Source organism: Achromobacter marplatensis (genome assembly GCF_002209535.1).
Lineage (GTDB): Bacteria > Pseudomonadota > Gammaproteobacteria > Burkholderiales > Burkholderiaceae_B > Achromobacter > Achromobacter marplatensis.
The window spans coordinates 397,457-414,943 of sequence record NZ_NJIG01000006.1 but is presented as its reverse complement, the minus strand read 5'-3'; the positions used below and the strand labels follow the sequence as shown (position 1 = coordinate 414,943).

At 68.0% G+C, this 17,487-nt stretch carries 12 protein-coding genes; 9 read left to right on the top strand and 3 right to left on the bottom strand.

The features are described from left to right. Complete coding sequence (locus tag CEY09_RS17145) at positions 1-816, top strand: anti-sigma factor family protein (RefSeq protein WP_088589564.1); 816 nt, start codon at positions 1-3, stop codon at positions 814-816. On the opposite strand, the gene CEY09_RS17140 is transcribed toward CEY09_RS17145, so the two are convergent. Genes CEY09_RS17140 through atzF form a run of 3 tightly spaced genes read right to left on the bottom strand, consistent with a single transcriptional unit; the run spans position 795 to position 7,047 of the window. Next, positions 795-1,556 carry a GntR family transcriptional regulator gene (locus CEY09_RS17140; protein WP_088589563.1) on the bottom strand — a complete coding sequence of 254 codons (762 nt, stop codon included), beginning with the start codon at positions 1,554-1,556 and terminating at the stop codon, positions 795-797. The two genes, CEY09_RS17145 and CEY09_RS17140, sit on opposite strands and share 22 nt — an antisense overlap. Next, positions 1,553-5,185 carry an urea carboxylase gene (gene uca / locus CEY09_RS17135; protein ID WP_088589562.1) on the bottom strand — a complete coding sequence of 1,211 codons (3,633 nt, stop codon included), beginning with the start codon at positions 5,183-5,185 and terminating at the stop codon, positions 1,553-1,555. Before uca ends, CEY09_RS17140 begins: the two co-directional genes overlap by 4 nt. A 26-nt stretch (positions 5,186-5,211) precedes the next feature. After that, on the bottom strand, positions 5,212-7,047 hold the full coding sequence (atzF, locus tag CEY09_RS17130) for an allophanate hydrolase (RefSeq protein WP_088589561.1): 1,836 nt from the start codon (positions 7,045-7,047) through the stop codon (positions 5,212-5,214). A gap of 372 nt (positions 7,048-7,419) precedes the next feature. On the opposite strand from atzF, the gene urtA reads away from it, so the two are divergent. The 8 genes from urtA to CEY09_RS17090 all read left to right on the top strand — a co-directional run bounded on the left by urtA (position 7,420) and on the right by CEY09_RS17090 (position 17,427). Continuing rightward, complete coding sequence (urtA, locus tag CEY09_RS17125; protein WP_088589560.1) at positions 7,420-8,673, top strand: urea ABC transporter substrate-binding protein; 1,254 nt, start codon at positions 7,420-7,422, stop codon at positions 8,671-8,673. A 14-nt stretch (positions 8,674-8,687) separates the two neighbouring features. Further along, positions 8,688-10,319, top strand: coding sequence for an urea ABC transporter permease subunit UrtB (gene urtB / locus CEY09_RS17120; protein WP_088589559.1), 1,632 nt, complete (start codon positions 8,688-8,690; stop codon positions 10,317-10,319). Further along, positions 10,316-11,443 (top strand): urea ABC transporter permease subunit UrtC, encoded by a 1,128-nt coding sequence (urtC, locus tag CEY09_RS17115; RefSeq protein WP_006222649.1) that lies wholly within the window; start codon positions 10,316-10,318, stop codon positions 11,441-11,443. Before urtB ends, urtC begins: the two co-directional genes overlap by 4 nt. Next, positions 11,440-12,279 (top strand): urea ABC transporter ATP-binding protein UrtD, encoded by an 840-nt coding sequence (gene urtD, locus CEY09_RS17110; protein WP_088589558.1) that lies wholly within the window; start codon positions 11,440-11,442, stop codon positions 12,277-12,279. The genes urtC and urtD overlap by 4 nt, the downstream gene beginning before the upstream one ends. Before the next feature lies 1 nt (position 12,280). Beyond that, the gene (urtE, locus tag CEY09_RS17105; RefSeq protein WP_088589557.1) at positions 12,281-12,979 is read left to right on the top strand and encodes an urea ABC transporter ATP-binding subunit UrtE; all 699 of its coding nucleotides are present in this window, start codon (positions 12,281-12,283) and stop codon (positions 12,977-12,979) included. A gap of 76 nt (positions 12,980-13,055) precedes the next feature. Then, on the top strand, positions 13,056-13,469 hold the full coding sequence (locus tag CEY09_RS17100) for a DUF2946 domain-containing protein (protein WP_088589556.1): 414 nt from the start codon (positions 13,056-13,058) through the stop codon (positions 13,467-13,469). 197 nt (positions 13,470-13,666) lie between these two features. After that, positions 13,667-15,868, top strand: coding sequence for a TonB-dependent receptor (locus CEY09_RS17095; protein ID WP_088589555.1), 2,202 nt, complete (start codon positions 13,667-13,669; stop codon positions 15,866-15,868). 20 nt (positions 15,869-15,888) lie between these two features. Beyond that, positions 15,889-17,427: a PepSY-associated TM helix domain-containing protein gene (locus tag CEY09_RS17090; RefSeq protein WP_088589554.1), complete on the top strand. Its 1,539-nt coding sequence runs from the start codon at positions 15,889-15,891 to the stop codon at positions 17,425-17,427. Positions 17,428-17,487 lie beyond the last annotated feature (60 nt).

The following is a 17,487-nucleotide window of genomic DNA, read 5'->3' as shown; positions in this document are numbered from 1 at the left end:
ATGAACGACAAACACCTTCATCCCGTCCCCGGCACGGGCACCCCCATCACCGAAGCCGATCTGCATGCCTATGCGGACGGCCAGTTGCCCCCTGCCCGGCGCGCGGAAGTCGACGCCTTCCTGGCGGCCCACCCGCAGGATCAGACCCGCGTGGACGACTGGCAGGCGCAACGCCGCGCGCTGCATGCCCTGTTAGACCCGGTCCTGGACGAACCCCTGCCGTTGCGGCTGCCGCTGAAAGCGCCCGCGCGCCATTTCCCGTGGCGCGCCCTGGCTGCCAGCGTGGCGATCGCCGCCGTCAGCGCCAGCGCGGCCTGGATCACGCGGGGCGCGATGGACGCACGCCACCTGCAGACCGTGCTGGCCACCGCCAGCCCGGAACGCGCCGCCGGCGGCTATGCCCAACGCGCCGCCATCGCGCACGCGGTGTATGCGCCCGACATGGGCCGCCCCGTGGAAGTCAGCGCCGAAAACGAAAAAGGCCTGGTGACATGGCTGACCAAGCGCATGGGTGCGCCGATGCGTGCGCCGTCGCTGTCGCAAGCGGGTTATGAACTGGTTGGCGGCCGGTTGCTTCCCGGCGGCGCCGGGCCCGTGGCCCTGTTCATGTATGGCGCGGCCGACGGCCAGCGCCTGACGCTCTACGTGACCCGTGAAGCCGCAGGCGGACAGACCGCCTTCCAATTCACGCAGGAAGGCCCGGTGCGGGTGTTCTATTGGGTGGAAGGACAGTTCGGCTATGCGCTATCGGGCGCCGTCAGCCGGGATGAACTGCAACGCGTGTCGCAAGAGGTCTATAAGCAGTTGCAAGGGTGACGGGTCATCCCCCCACCCCCGTTTTCCCTGGCCTCGTGCAGCATGTGCAGCGTGATCTTGCGCACTTCGGCCTTGCTCATTTCAATATGCGAACGCAGCATGCGCGTGGCCTCGTCCGCGCGGCGCGCCAACACGGCGCGCAGGATGGCGGCGTGTTCGTCGTAGGTGGCGTCCACGCGGAAATCCTTGGTGAAGTCCAGCCGCCGCACGATGCGGATCTTTTCGGTGACGTCGCGGTGGATCTGCGCCATCTCGGGGTTGCCGGCGGCGGCTACCAGCGAACAATGGAACGCCTCGTCCAGCTGCGCCACCAGCCTGCCATCCAGGATGCGTTGCGGCGGCGGCACCAGCCACACGTCGGTCAAGGCGCCCAGGATGCCGGCGTCGTCCATGTTTTCCCGCGCGCACAGCTTGTCGACCGCCGCCTGCTCCAGCACCACGCGCACGTCGTAGAGCGCTTCGAAACGTTCGAAGTCGAACGGCCGAACTTGCCAGCCGCTGCGCGGGCGCGCCAACACGAAGCCTTCGCGTTCCAGCCGGACCAGGCCCAGCCGCACCGGCGTGCGGCTGACGCCCAGCCGCGCCACCAGATCGGCCTCGGTGAAGCGTTCGCCCGGCAGCATGCGGAAGTCGAACAGGTCATCCTTGATGCGCTGGTAGACCTGGTCGGCCAGCGACCCGGCCAGCGCCGGCGCCTGCCGGATGGCCGGGCTGACCTGAACGGATTCCAGGCGCATCATCCGGCCACGGTGCAGGTGGCGTCTTCGGCCAGCACGATCAGCGGATCGCCCGCATTCACGGGCTTGCCCGGCACGCAGCGGATGGCCGTGACGGTGCCCGAGGCCGGGGCGATGACGGATAGCTCCATCTTCATCGCCTCGACGACGACCAGCGTGTCCCCCGCGGATACGCTTTGGCCCACCTGGACGGGGATCTTCCAGATGTTGCCGCACATGTCGGCGCTGACCAGCCGTTCGCCGTCGCGCAGCGCTGTCTCGGCCTCGGGTTCGGCGACGGCGAGCTCCACCACCGCATCCTCGGTTTTCCACAGCGCCACTTCGGCGTCGAAGGCGCTCTTCTGGCGCGTCTGGAACACGGCGATGCTATCGGCCTGGTCCGCCAGGAAGCGCTGGTGCGCGGCGAAGTCGAACACTTCCTCCTCGATGCGCACCGTGGCCCGGCCTTCACGGAAGTCTTCGCGCAACACGTCCAGTTCGGCCTCCGTCACCGGATAGAAGCGCACCTGATCGAAAAAGCGCAGCAGCCAGGGCTTGCCGTCCAGGAACACGGGGTTCTTCAGGAACTTGTTCCAGATGGGCAGGGTGCGGCCCACCAGTTGATAGCCGCCGGGCGAGTCCATGCCGTAGATGCACATGTACACGCCGCCGATACCCACGGTGCCCTCGGCCGTGAAGGTGCGGGCGGGGTTGTACTTGGACGTCAGCAAGCGGTGGCGCGGGTCGATCGGCACGGCGCAAGGCGCGCCCAGGTACACGTCGCCCAGGCCCATGATCAGATAGCTGGCGTCGAACACGATGTCGCGGACATCATCGCGGCTGGCCAGGCCATTGATGCGCTGGATGAAGTCCACATTGTTCGGCAGCCAGGGCGCGCTGGCGCGCACGGTTTCCTGATAGCGCTGCACCGCGCCCAGGGTGGCCGAATCCTCGAAGGCCATCGGCAGGTAGACCACGCGCGTGGGCACTTTCAGCGTGGCCACGTCGGCCAGGCCTTCCTCGATCTCCAGCAGGCGCGTAATCAGCGCGCCTTGCAGGATCAACCGGCTGTCGTAGCGGATCTGCAATGACCGTACGCCAGGCGACAGTTCCAGCACGCCCGCGATCGGGTCGGCGTTAAGCGCTTCCATCAGCAGGTGGATGCGCATGCGCAGCGCCAGATCGAGCACGTTGTCACCGTACTCCAGCAGCAGGTAACCGTCGCCCGCCTGGCGGTACGACACGGAGGGGCGCGAACCGGCCGCCGGCAACGCCGCGACGATGGTCTCGGATACCGTCGCCGGAACCGGCGACGGCTCGGTCACAGCAGGCGCCGCCGCCGACAGCGCGGCCACGCTCTGATCCTGCGCCGCTTCCAGCGCCACGGCCTGCGGGTAGTCGATGCGGACGAAGCGGATACGGTCGCCCGGCTTGACCTGCCCGACCTTCCAGAGTTCGGCCCGCGCAATGGTGACGGGGCAGACGAAGCCGCCCAGGCTGGGGCCGTCGCGCGTCAGGATGACGGGGCTGTCGCCCGTGAAATTGATGCTGCCGATGGCGTATTCACAATCGTGGATGTTGGAGGGATGCAGGCCGGCCTCGCCGCCGTTCTCGCGGGCCCAGGTGGGCTTGGGACCGATCAGTCGCACGCCCAGCCGATTGGAGTTGTAGTGCACCTCCCAATCGGCGGCGAAGAAGGTCTCGATGGCTTCGGGCTGGAAGAAGTCCGGTGCACCGTGCGGGCCGTACAGCACGCCGATCTGCCACGTGTTGCCGTAGACGGGAATCATGTCGGCCGGCGCTGCCTGCGGCGCAGCCGCGGGCGTTTTCCCGTCGCTCAGTTCCGGCCGCACCACCGGCAGCATGTCACCCACGCGCAGCGTGCGCCCGGCGTGGCCGCCGAACTGGCCCAGCGCGAACGTCGATCGGCTGCCCAGGTAGACCGGCACGTCCAGGCCGTTGCGCACGGCAAGATAGCTGCGGCACCCCGACAGCGCGCGGCCGGTGGCCAGCACCTGGCCCGAGCGCACGGCGATGGGCTGCCACATCGGCACCGGCTCGCCGTCCAGCGTGGCAGCGCACTCGGCGCCCGTCAGCGCCACGATGGTGTCGCCATGAAAGCGCAGCGTGGGGCCGACCAGCGTGGCCTCGATGCCCGCGGCGTCCGGCGCGTTGCCGACGATGCGGTTGGCCATGCGAAACGCGTAGTCGTCCATCGGGCCGGAAGGCGGCACGCCGATATCCCAATAGCCGACGCGGCCCGGGTAGTCCTGCACGCTGGTGTAGGTGCCGGCCTCCAGCACTTCGATGGCGGCCGGCCGGTAGGCAAAGCTTTCCAGGAACCGCGTGGACAGCTTGCCCGCGCGGAAGCGTTCGTCGGCCACGATCTGGCGCAGGTAGTCCAGGTTGGTGGCGATGCCGTGCAGCCGGGTGCGGGCCAGCGCATCCGCCAGCTTGTCCAGCGCAGCCTCGCGCGATTCCGCATGCACGATCAGCTTGGCCAGCATGGGGTCATAGAAGGCCGGCACCTCGGTGCCGGTGGCGACCCAGCCATCCACCCGCACGCCGTTGGGAAAGGACACCTCGGTCAGCACGCCCGGCGATGGCTGGAACTGGCGCAACGGGTCTTCGGCGTACAGCCGCACTTCGATCGACGCGCCTTGCGGCGCGCGCGACATGGCGGCGAGGTCCAGCGGTTCGCCTGCGGCCACGCGCAGCATGCATTCCACCAGGTCCAGGCCCGTCACGGCTTCCGTCACCGGGTGCTCCACCTGCAGCCGCGTGTTGACCTCCAGGAAATAGAAGCTGTCGCGCGCCGGGTCGTAGATGAATTCCACCGTGCCGGCCGACCGGTAGTTCACGGACTCACCCAGCTGTACGGCCGCCGCCAGCAGCGCCTTGCGGGTCGCCGCAGGCAGCAGCGGCGCCGGCGTTTCCTCGATGACCTTCTGGTTGCGCCGCTGCACCGAGCAGTCGCGCTCGCCCAGCGCCAGCACGCGTCCGGCGCCGTCGCCGAAGATCTGCACTTCCACGTGCCTCGCGTTATCCACATAGCGTTCGATGAACGCGCCGCCGTCGCGAAAGAAGTGTTCGCCCATGCGTTGCACGCTGTCGAACGCCACCGTCAGCTCGGCTTCGTTCTCGCAGCGCGACAGGCCGATGCCGCCGCCGCCCGCGGTGCTCTTGAGCATCACCGGATAGCCGATGCGCTCGGCCTGCGTCAGCGCTTCGCCCAGGCTGGCCAAGAGGCCCGTGCCGGGTGTCATCGGCACGCCTGCTTGTGCCGCCAATTCACGCGACCGGTGCTTCAGGCCGAACTCGCGGATCTGCAACGGCGTAGGGCCCACGAAGGCGATGCCCGCGGCTTCGCAAGCGTCAGCGAACTCCGCGCTTTCAGACAGGAACCCGTACCCGGGATAGATGGCCTGCGCGCCGTGCTCGCGGGCCGCGGCCAGCAGCAGGTCCATGCGCAGATAGCTGTCGGCGGCTTTCTCGCCGCCCAGCGCAACGGCCACATCGGCTTCGCGCACATGCGCCGCGTTGCGGTCGGGGTCGGAATACACCGCCACGCTGCGGATGCCCAGCCGCTTCAGGGTGCGGATGGCGCGGACGGCGATTTCGCCGCGGTTGGCAATCAGAACGGTATCGAACACGATGCGACTCCCTTAGGGTCTGGCAGTTATCGGGGGGTGGCGTTCAGGCTGGCCAGGTAGGCGCGCCAGCCGCCAAAGGCGGTGATGTCCCGCGCACCCGCCAGGCCGCGCGGTTCGCAGATGAATCCCTTGACCAGGCGGCCGTCTTCCAGCTCCAGCGTGCCGATGCCCAGGGGCGCGGGAATCTCGGCGACGAAGGCGCCGAACGCCGTCACCGGCACATCCCACAGCTCGACCTCGATGGGCGCGCCGGATTCGGACTTGACCAGGCCGGGCTTGGGCGGCGTCGTGTTGGCCAGCGCGTACAGGCGGTAGTCGGCGGCCGTGCGGGTCTTCTCGGCCAATACCGCATGGCGCGACGTCAGCTGGTGGTTCAGCGGCATGCCCGTCAAGTGGGCGCCCACCACGGCCACGCGTATCGTGTCCGCCGGCGCCTGGCTGGCGGCGATGCCGGCAGGCAACGGTGCGCCGGTGGCGCCCAACGGCAGACCGCGCTGCGCTTGCCAAAGCTTGCCGAACTGCGCCAGCGCGCGGTCCTGCCAGGCCAGGCCGATCAGCGTGATGCCGGACGGCAAGCCGTCGGCGCGCATGCCCGCCGGCACCGCCAGCGCCGACAGGTCGGCCAGGTTGGCAAAGTTGGTGTAGACGCCCAGCCGCGAATTCAAGGTGACCGGATCGGCCTCCAGTTGGGCGATCGTGTAGATGGAGGGGGAGGTCGGCACGACCAACGCGTCGAACCCCGCCAGGGTCTGATGGATCTGGCGCGTCAGTTCGGCGCGGCGGTACTCGGCCTTGAAGGCGTCCAGCGCGCTGTAGTTCGCCGCCTGCTCCACGATGCCGCGCACCACGGGGTTGATGACGTCCGGGCTGTCCTTCCACAACGCTTCCACGGCGGCGAAACGCTCGGCCACCCACGGCCCTTGATACAGCAGCGCGGCCAGCTCGTTGAACGGCGCGAAGTCGATGGGGGCCACTTCCGCGCCGGCAGCCTGCAATGCGTGCACGGCATCGTCGAAGACCGCGGCGGCCTGCGCGTCGCCAAAGAATTCCAGCGTGGCGGGGATCGCGATTCGGGGCGCCGTGGGCCACGGCAGCGACGCGCCAGCTGGCATGGCGCGCGAATACGGGTCGCGCTCGTCAAAGCCGCCGGCCACTTCCGCCACGAGCGCGGCGTCGGCCACGGTCAACGCGAAGATCGACACGCAATCCAGCGTGCGGCAGGCGGGCACCACGCCTGCCGTGCTGAACCAGCCCTTGGTCGGCTTCAAGCCGACGATGTTGTTGAACCCCGCCGGCACGCGGCCCGAGCCCGCGGTGTCCGTTCCCAGCGAGAACGCCGCCAAGCCGCGCGCCACCACCGACGCCGACCCGGAGCTGGAACCGCCGCTGACGTAGTCGGGGTTGAAGGTATTGGCTACGGCGCCGTGCGGCGAACGCGTGCCCACGAGGCCGGTGGCGAATTGGTCCAGGTTGGTCTTGCCGACCAGGATGGCCCCGGCGGCGCGCAGCCGCTGCACCACGGTCGCGTCCTCGCCCGGCGTGTAGGCGAACTCCGGGCACGCAGCCGTCGTCGGCCAGCCCGCGGCGTCGATGTTGTCCTTGATGGCGAACGGCACGCCATACAGGGGCAATCGCGCCAGGTCATCGCCCACGGCTTGCCGCAACAGCCGCAGCCCGTCCAGTTGCTCGTCCAGCGTGGCGCGGTCCACCCGCCGTATCCAGGCGTTGTCCGCCGGGCCGTCGGGCGTGGCGGCGTACTCCGCCAACAGCGTTTCGGGCTGCGCCCCGCCTTCGCGGTAGGCGGCCTGCCATTGCGCAATCGTCCAACCGACGGGGTGCTTCTGCGATGCTGCGGCATTCATGCTGGAATCCTTTCTTGTATACAAGTACGGATTCCCAAGCAATCGCCGTGCCATGTTGGCCGGCTTTTCCGTTTCCCCTCTGAGGCCGCCCCGGATAACGGGTCAACCGCGGTTTTCGGGCTGGATCAGTGCGTTCTCGCACGCACCGCAAGCGGGCAGGCGCCGCACCTGTTTTGTGCATGCGGCACTGTTTTGATCCGGGCGCACCCGCCCCGCGGCCGCGCTGCGCCTTCGCGTAAACACCCCCTCTTCATACAGCGGCATGACCCTGCCTGCGCACTTGGCACGCCTTTTGCTTTGAAGTCCAGGTTGTCGGGTGTTGTTCAGATCGTTCCTGCCGGCCAGGCCGGCACATTCCATCCAGGAGTCACCATGAAACGCAGACTAGCCTTAAAGCAACTGACCGCCGTGAGCCTGTTGGCCATGTCCGGGTGGATGCCGCAGGTACTCGCCGCCGAAGACACCATCAAGGTCGGCATCCTGCATTCCCTGTCGGGCACGATGGCCATCTCGGAGACGTCGCTCAAGGACGTTGCGCTGATGACCATCGACGAAATCAACGCCGCAGGCGGCGTGATGGGCAAGAAGCTGGAAGCCGTGGTCGTGGACCCCGCGTCGAACTGGCCGCTGTTCGCCGAGAAATCGCGCCAACTGCTGTCGCAGGACAAGGTGGCGGTCGTCTTCGGTTGCTGGACTTCGGTGTCGCGCAAGTCGGTGCTGCCGGTGTTCAAGGAATTGAACGGGCTGCTGTTCTATCCCGTGCAGTATGAAGGCGAAGAGCTGGAGAAGAACGTGTTCTACACGGGCGCCGCGCCCAACCAGCAAGCGATTCCCGCCGTGGAATACCTGATGAGCGAAGACGGCGGCGGCGCCAAGCGCTTCGTGCTGCTGGGCACCGATTACGTCTACCCGCGCACCACCAACAAGATCCTGCGCGCCTTCCTGCATTCCAAGGGCGTCAAGGACAGCGACATCGACGAGGTCTACACCCCCTTCGGCCATTCCGACTATCAGACCATCGTGGCCAACATCAAGAAGTTCGCCACGGGCGGCAAGACGGCCGTCATCTCCACCATCAACGGCGACTCGAACGTGCCCTTCTACAAAGAACTGGGCAACGCCGGCCTGAAGGCCACCGACGTGCCGGTCGTGGCGTTCTCGGTGGGTGAAGAAGAACTGCGCGGCGTGGATACCAAGCCGCTGGTCGGCCACCTGGCCGCCTGGAACTACTTCGAATCGGTCAAGAACCCGGTCAACGAGGAGTTCATCAAGAAGTGGAAGGCCTACGCAAAGGCCAAGAACTTGCCCAATTCCAGCACGGTCGTGACGAACGATCCGATGGAGGCCACCTACGTCGGCATCCACATGTGGAAGCAGGCCGTCGAGCAAGCCAAGACCACCGACGTGGACAAGGTAATTGCGGCCATGGGCGGCCAGAAGTTCAACGCCCCTGACGGCTACACCATCGAAATGGACAAGACCAACCACCACCTGCACAAGCCGGTCTACATCGGCGAGATCAAGGCGGACGGTCAGTTCAACGTGGTGTGGAAGAGCAAGGGCCCGATCCGCGCCCAACCCTGGAGCCCGTACATCCCGGGTAACGAAAGCAAGCAAGGCCTCTAAGGGAACCAGCAGCCATGCTCATCGCGGCAATCACACGCTTCTTGCGTCGTTCTTTTCTTGCATGGCTGCTTGCCATGCCGCTGCTGGCCGCCCCCGCGGCGGCGGCCGGCGTGGATCCCGCCCTGCTTGCGCCGCTGGCCGGCGACGACACCGACGCCAAGCTGCAAGCGATTGCCGCGTTGGGCCAACTGCCCGAGCCCGGTGCGGCAGCGGTCCTGCAAGCGCTGGGCAACGACCAGCTGTATGCGACGGCCGACGGCCGCGTGCTGATCGGTGCGGGCGGCACGCGCGCCACCGATCCCGCCACCGGCGCGGCCGTCGACCTGCCCGCAGGCGCCAGCACCGTCACCATCAACAACCGCCTGCGTCGCGCCATCGAGGCCGCGCTGGCGGGTTCCCGCTTGTTCTCCGACAAGCCCAATGAACGCCTGGACGCCGCCCGACGCCTGCAGCAGACTGGCGACCCCGCCCGCCTGCCCATGCTGGAAAAAGCGCTGGCGTCCGAAAAGAACGAGGCCGTGCGCGACGCGCTCCTGATCGCGCAGGCCAATCTGGAATTGAAGAGCACTGACCCGGCCAAGCGGCGCCATGCCGTCGAATTGCTGGGCGCCACCAGCAACGCCGCCTTCCGCCCCACGCTTGCCGCGCTGACGCAGGAACAAGGCGGCGCCTTTGCCGAACCCGATGCCGGCGTGCGCGAGGCTGCCGCCAATGCATTGAAGCGGATCGACCGGCACCTGGCCACCATCGAATGGGCGGGCAACCTTTTCTACGGCATCAGCCTGGGCAGCGTGCTGCTGCTGGCCGCGCTGGGCCTGGCCATCACCTTCGGCCTGATGGGCGTCATCAACATGGCGCACGGCGAACTGCTGATGATCGGCGCCTATGTGACGTATGTAGTGCAGACGCTGTTCCGCGCCTGGCTGCCGGGCTGGCTGGACTGGTATGTGGTGGCGGCGTTGCCGCTGGCCTTCGTCGTGACGGCGCTGGTCGGCATGGCGCTGGAACGCACCGTCATCCGCTGGCTCTATGGCCGCCCGCTGGAAACGCTGCTGGCCACTTGGGGCATCAGCCTGATGCTGATGCAGGGCGTACGTACGCTGTTCGGCGCGCAGAACGTGGAGGTGGGCAACCCCAGCTGGATGTCGGGCGGGATCACGGTGCTGGGCGGCCTGGTGCTGACCTACAACCGCTTGGTGATCATCGGCTTCGCATTCTTCGTCGTGTTCCTGGTGTGGGTGCTGTTAAACCACACGCGGCTGGGTCTCTTCGTGCGGGCCATCACGCAGAACCGGCGCATGGCCGACTGCGTGGGCGTGCCGACCGGGCGCGTGGACATGCTTGCCTTCGGGCTGGGCTCGGGCATCGCGGGACTGGCCGGCGTGGCCCTGTCGCAGCTGGGCAACGTGGGCCCCGACCTGGGCCGCGGCTACATCGTCGATTCCTTCATGGTGGTGGTGCTGGGCGGCGTGGGCCAGCTGGCCGGCACCGTCATCGCCGCGATGGGCCTGGGCGGCGTCAACAAATTCCTGGAGCCCTACGCGGGCGCCGTCATGGCCAAGATCACCATCCTGGTGCTCATCGTGCTGTTTGTCCAAAAACGGCCGCAAGGCCTGTTCGCCCCCCGCGGCCGGAGCGTTGAATGAAACAGACCGCGCTGACCGATCTGAACCTGCTGGCCCGACGCCCCCTGTTCTCGGGCCGCGTCTGGACGGCGCTGGCCGTGGCCGTGGCGCTGCTTGCGTTGCTGCCCCTCTTGAACCTCGTCTTCCCGCCCGGACACGCGTTGCACGTGTCAGCCTATGCCGTGGCGCTGCTGGGCAAGTTCATGTGCTACGCGATGGCCGCGCTGGCGTTGGACCTGGTGTGGGGCTACGCCGGCATCCTGTCGCTGGGCCACGGCCTGTTCTTCGCGCTGGGCGGCTATGCGCACGGCATGTACCTGATGCGCGCCATCGGCCGCGACGGCGTCTACCAAAGCAACCTGCCCGACTTCATGGTGTTCCTGGACTGGAAGCGCTACCCCTGGTACTGGTCCTTCACCGAGCACTTCTGGTACGCCATGCTGCTGGTGGTGCTGGTGCCGGGCGTGCTGGCGTTCGTCTTCGGCTACTTCGCCTTCCGCTCGCGCATCAAGGGCGTGTATTTCTCGATCATCACGCAGGCGCTGACGTTCGCCGCCATGCTGCTGTTCTTCCGCAACGACACGGGCTTCGGCGGCAACAATGGCTTTACCGACTTCAAGCGCATCCTGGGCTTCGACATCACGGCGCCCGGCACGCGTGCCACGCTGTACTGGATCACGCTGGCGGCGCTGGCAGGCGCCTTGGTCGTGGCACGCATGGTCACGCAATCCAAGCTGGGCCGCGTGCTGACCGCCGTGCGCGACGCCGAAAGCCGGCTGCGCTTCATCGGTTACGACCCGCTGGGATTCAAGCTCTTCGTCTGGACCTTGTCGGCCGTGCTGTGCGGCATCGCGGGGGCCTTGTACGTGCCCCAGGTGGGCATCATCAACCCCAGCGAGATGTCCACCGAGACCTCCATCGAAATGGTGATCTGGGTGGCCACCGGCGGGCGCGGCACCTTGATCGGCCCCATCATCGGCGCGGGCGCGGTCAATGGCTTGAAGACCTGGTTCACCAGCGTGCTGCCCGAGTACTGGCTGTACGCGCTGGGCCTGATCTTCGTGCTGGTGACGCTGTTCCTGCCCACCGGCATCGTCGGCCTGGCCCGCCGCGTGGCGGCCCGCTTCCAGGAGAACAAGGCATGACCAGCACGCACACCGAATCCGCCATGCTGGACGGCGGCCCCAGCGGCGAAGCCGGATACGGCCGCGTCAGCCCCAAAGGCCTGGATACCAGCCACGGCGCCATCCTGTACCTGGAAGGCATCACCGTCAGCTTCGACGGATTCAAGGCGCTGAACGACCTGACGCTGGACATCGGCGTGGGCGAACTGCGCTGCATCATCGGCCCCAACGGCGCGGGCAAGACCACGATGATGGACGTCATCACCGGCAAGACGCGGCCAACGGCGGGCACCGCCTTCTTCGGCCAGAGCATCGACCTTGCGACCTTGAACGAGGCGCAGATCGCGCATGCGGGCATCGGCCGCAAGTTCCAGCGGCCCACGGTGTTCGAACAGCACACCGTGTTCGAAAACCTGGAACTGGCGATGAAAACCGACAAGCGCGTGCGGCCCACGCTGTTCTCGCGGCTGACCGGCGAACAGGCCGACAAGATCGGCGAAACGCTGGACCTGATCCGGCTGCGGCCCGAGGTGTGGCGGCCCGCCGGCCTGCTGTCGCATGGCCAGAAGCAATGGCTGGAGATCGGCATGCTGCTGATGCAGGAACCCCAGTTGCTGCTGCTGGACGAACCCGTGGCGGGCATGACCGACGCCGAGACCGAACGCACCGGCGAACTGCTGAACGAATTGCGCGGACGGCATTCGCTGATGGTGGTCGAACACGATATGGATTTCGTCAACCAGATCGCGGGCGACGGCAAAGTGACGGTGCTGCATGAAGGCTCGGTGCTGGCCGAAGGGCCGATGAGCAAGGTGCAGGCCGACCCGCGCGTGATCGAAGTCTATCTGGGGCGCTGAGATGCTGGACGTAAGCACGATCAACCAATACTACGGCGGCAGCCACACGCTGCGCGGCGTATCGCTGTCGGTACGCCAGGGCGAGTGCCTGGCATTGCTGGGCCGCAATGGCGTGGGCAAGACCACGCTGCTGAAATGCGTGATGGGGGTGCTGCCGGTCGCCAGCGGCGGCATCGCGTTCGACGGCGCGGACATCACGCGCCTGGCGCCCCACCAGCGCGCCGCGCGCGGCATGGCCTATGTGCCGCAGGGCCGCGACATCTTCGCCCGGCTGACCGTCGAGGAAAACATCCTGATGGGCATGGCGACCCGGCCGGCGTCGCGGGCGCGCCGCATCAAGGAAGAAGTGTTCGAGCTCTTTCCGGTGCTGAAAAGCATGCTGTCGCGGCGCGGCGGCGACCTGTCCGGCGGGCAGCAGCAACAGCTGGCGATCGCGCGGGCGCTGGTGGCCGAACCCAAGCTCATCATCCTGGACGAACCCACCGAAGGCATCCAGCCGTCCATCATCAAGGACATCGCCCGGGTGATCCACATGCTGCGCCAACGCGGCGACATCGCCATCCTGCTGTGCGAGCAATATTTCGATTTCGCCCGCGAGCTGGCGGACCAGTTCGTCGTCCTGTCACGCGGCGAAGTGGTGGCCAGCGGCGACCGCAGCGCCATCGACGGCGCAGACGTGCGGCGGCACCTGTCGGTCTGAGCCTGCGGCGAAATGCCGCAGGCGGGCCGGGATTTCGCGTGCGGACCGCCGATCTGCTCCGATATAATCCGGCTCCATGTGCTTCGCTTCCTTCCTGACCCGCCCCACCTTGTGGATCGCGCTTGCCGCGATCCTGTGGGCGTCGTTGGCGCCGTCGCTTGCACATGCCCTGAGCCTGTCTCCGGGCGGCCACCACGCCCACCGCATCAGCGTCGACTACTGCGCCAGCGAAGGCGAAGCGCCGTCCACCCTGACGCTGGAAGTGCCGCACGACGGCAGCGGCGACACGCAGGCCGACGCCCATGGCGACGGCCACCATTGCCCGCTTTGCCGCAACCCTCAGGCCGACGTGGGCATCCTGCCCGCGCCCGTGCCCGTGGTGCCCGCCCCCGTCGGCCGCGCCATCACCTACCCGCCGCTGTTCTTCCTGGCGGCCAATCCCCTTCATGCCTGGAGCGCGGCCCAGCCGCGCGCACCGCCCGCGAACTAAGCCGGCGCCGCTCTGCCGCCTGATGGCGGTATCTGTCCGCGTCTGCCCGCCTTCGCCGTCGGCACGTTGCCCCCGCGCGCTTTGCGCGCTCGCTCGCGTGCCGTCACCCCGACCCTTGCGACCCGCCTTGTGATCCGTCGTGCCCCGCCTGTCCCAGGCGGCGTACCGGGCGCCTGGCCGGTCCCCCGGTTCCAGACATGAAAAAGACCACTCGCTACACCCTGCTGCTCGGCGCGCTTGCCAGCGGCTCTGCCCAGGCCCTGACCACCGAACCTGCCGTGGAAACGCTGGCCCCCACCACCGTCTACGGCGCCGGCCAGGCCGACCCCGCCCCCAACGGCCCGATCGACCTGGACGTCCGCGACAGCACCGGCAGCCGCCTGGGGCTCACCCTGCGCGAAACGCCGGCCAGCGTCACGGTGATCTCGCGCGAGCAGATCGACGCGCGCGGATCGCTGAACACGCAGGACATCGCGCGCGGCATCCCCGGCGTGGACAACGCGTCGCCCCCCGGCAACGCCGGCGCCGTCAGCTACCGGGGCTTTTCCGGCGGCCAGGTCACGCAATTGTTCAACGGCATCTCGGTGCAGTACGACTCGGTTGCCGGGCGTCCGGTGGACAGCTGGATCTACGATCGCGTCGAAGCCATCGGCGGCCCCTCGACCTTCCTGTTCGGCGCGGGCGCGGTCGGCGGCGCAATCAACTACGTGACCAAGCTGCCCCAGCGCGACACCTTCTACGACGGCCAGTTCCGGCTGGGCTCGTTCGACAGCCGCCAGATCTCGGCGGGATTGAACCAGCAACTGGCTGGCGACCCCGGCGGCCGCGGCCACTACCTGCGCATCGACGCCAACACCGGATCGAGCCACGGCTGGGTCGACGGCAACCATTCCCGCGCCAGCCAGATCGCCGCCTCGCTGCTGTCCGACCTGGGCGACGACGTGACCCAGACCTTCGCCTTCGAGTACCAGCGCGAACAGGTCGACCGCCCCTACTGGGGCACGCCGCTGAAAGCCGACGCCCGCGGCGTAGTGCAGGGCGCCGGCCGCATCCTGGACGGCACTCGGTTCAAGAACTACAACGTCAACGACGGCCTGTACGAGCAGTCCGTGCTGTGGGCGCGGTCCATGACCGAATGGCGCGCCGGCTCGAACCTCACGCTCAAGAACACGCTGTACTACTACCGCGCCGAGCGCGATTTCCGCAATCTGGAGAACTATCGCTTCAATGGCGACAACAGCCTGGTGCTGCGGTCTGGCGCGCTGTTGCAGCGCCACGAGCAAAGCCTGGTGGGCAACCGCGTGGAAGGCGTCGTCCGTTCGACGCTTGCCGGCCTGCCCAGCGACTGGTCGTTCGGCGCCGACATCAGCCAGAACAAGATCACCCGCTATCCCACCAGCCTGCCCGGCCAGGTGGACGCCGTGGACCCGTACGACTTTTCCCCCGGTGATTTCTACGACATCCCCGGCATGACGCGTGGCCACCGCGCCGACCGCGACAACCGCATCCGTACAGTCGCCCTCACGTTGGAGAACCGCACCGAAGTGCTGCCCGGCGTGGCGATCGTGTCGGCCCTGCGCAAGGACTTCATCGACCTGGATTTAACCAACCGCCGCGCCGTCACGGCAGCGTCGCCCGCCAGCGCGTCGCGCCGATACTCGCCCCTGACCGGGCGCCTGGGCGTGAACTGGGAGGTCACCCCCGAGGCCTCGCTGTACGCGCAATACGCCACGGCGGCGGATCCCCCGTCGGGCCTGCTGGCCACCGCGTCATTCGCCGACGTGCTGAACAACGACAAGCTCACCACGGGCACGCAAGCCGAAGTGGGCGGCAAGTTCAACTTCTGGGACGGCCGCGGTTCGGCCACCGTGTCGGTCTATGAGATCAAGCGCAAGAACATGGCCACGTCCGACCCGGACAACCCCGGCGTCAGCGTGCCCGTCGGCGCGCAGTCGGCGCGCGGCATCGAATTGGCCGGCGGCCTGCAGTTGACGCCCAAGCTATCCCTGCAAGGCAACGTGGCGTTCGTGGATCCGAAGTACGACGATTTCTCGCAATCGGTGGGCGGCGTCGCGGTCTCGCGCAATGGCAATGTGCCGACCAACACGCCCCGGCGCCTGGCCAACGTCTGGCTGGATTACGCCTTCGTGCCCGACTGGAACGCCAGCGTGGCGGCGCGCTACGTGGGCCGCACCTACGCGGACGCCGCGAACACGGTCTGGGCGCCGTCCTACACGGTGTTCGACGCCGCGCTGTCCCACCGGATCAACCGCAACCTGAACGTGACGGCCCGCGTGCGCAACCTGACCGACAAGGTCTACGCCGCGAACGCGACCCCCACCATGTTCTACCTGGGCGCGCCGCGCTCGGTGGAACTGGTGCTGCAGGCGCGATTCTGACCCGCGGAAATGGAGATGCCATGCGCGCCACCTTGACCCGTCCGCCCGGCCGTCCCGCCAGCCCGCCGCTATCCGCCCGCGCCAAGCGCTGGCTGTACCTGATCCACCGCTGGGCCGGCATCGTGCTGTGCCTGTTCTTCGCCATGTGGTTCGTAAGCGGCGTGGTGATGATGTACGTGGGTTATCCCAAACTGACGCCGCAGGAGCGCCTGACGCACCTGGCGCCGCTGGATGCCGCCGCCATCGCCGTCACGCCCGCCCAGGCGCTGGCGGCGGCAGGCGCCGACGCCCACAACGCCTCCGGCCTGAGCCTGGCCGCCACCCGTGGCGGCGCGCCGGTCTACGCCGTCGCCGGTGGCATGCGCGACGCGCCCCGGATCGTGGACGCCGCCACGGGCGCCCTGCTGCCGCCGGCCGATGCCGAGGTCGCGCGGGCCACCGCCATGGCCTGGTTCGGCGGCCAGTACGCCGCGCACTACCAGGGCACCGTGGTGGAAGACGTGTACACGCACTCCGGCGCCCTCAAGCCGCACCGGCCGCTGCATCGCGTGGACATGGACGATCCAGACCGGACGCGGTTGTATATCTCGTCGGCGACGGGTGCCGTGGTGCTGGACGCCACATTCAACGAACGCGCCTGGAACTATGCGGGCGCGTGGATCCACTGGTTGTATCCGTTTCGCGGCAATGCGCTGGACCCTTGGTGGCACGACATCGTGGTGTGGCTGTCGGTGGCGGGCGTGCTGGTGGCGCTGACGGGCACCGTCGTGGGCATCCTGCGCTGGCGTTTTTCACGGCCCTACGCCAGCGGCAGCCGTTCGCCCTACCGCGAGAGCATGATGCGCTGGCATCACATCAGCGGCTTGCTGTTCGCCCTCATCACCATCACCTGGATCTTCAGCGGGCTGATGTCGATGAATCCGTGGAAACTCTTCACCAGCACCGCGGCGCCGTTGGACCGCGCGGCCTACGCCGGCGCGGCGGCGGGCGCACCGCTGGCCTCGCCCCAGGCCTTGATCGCCGCCTTGCCCGCCGCGCCGCGCGAACTCAGCTGGACCCGCGCCGCCGGGCAGGACGTGGTGCTGGCGCGCGGCCCGGCGGGTGCGCCGCAGGTGCTGTCGGCCACCCAGGCAACGCCCCATGCCTTCAACGAGGCGGACCTGCGCCAGGCGGCCGCGCAGTTGCTGCCGGGCGCCGCGCTGCGCGAGGTGCAGGTGTTGCGCGCCTATGACCTCTATTACTACGCGCGCGACGAACACGCCATGCTGGGCCATATCGAAAAACCCCTGCCTGTCTGGCGCCTGGTCTACGACAACCCGCAGGCCACGTGGGTCTACCTGGATCCGCACACCGGCCTGATCCAGGGCCGCCAGGACCGCAGCAACCGCGCAAGCCGCTGGCTGTTCGCCTTCCTGCATAGCTGGGACTGGACGGGCCTGCTGTCGCGCCGCCCGCTGTGGGATGCGCTGCTGATCTTCCTGAGCCTGGGCGGCGCCGCGTTGAGCCTCACGGGTGTGGTCATCGGCTGGCGCCGGCTGGGCAGGAAGCTGCGCGCCTGAAGGCGCGCGCCGGATGCACTATGCTCACCGTCTTGCAGACGAAACCCCGCACCAAGGAGC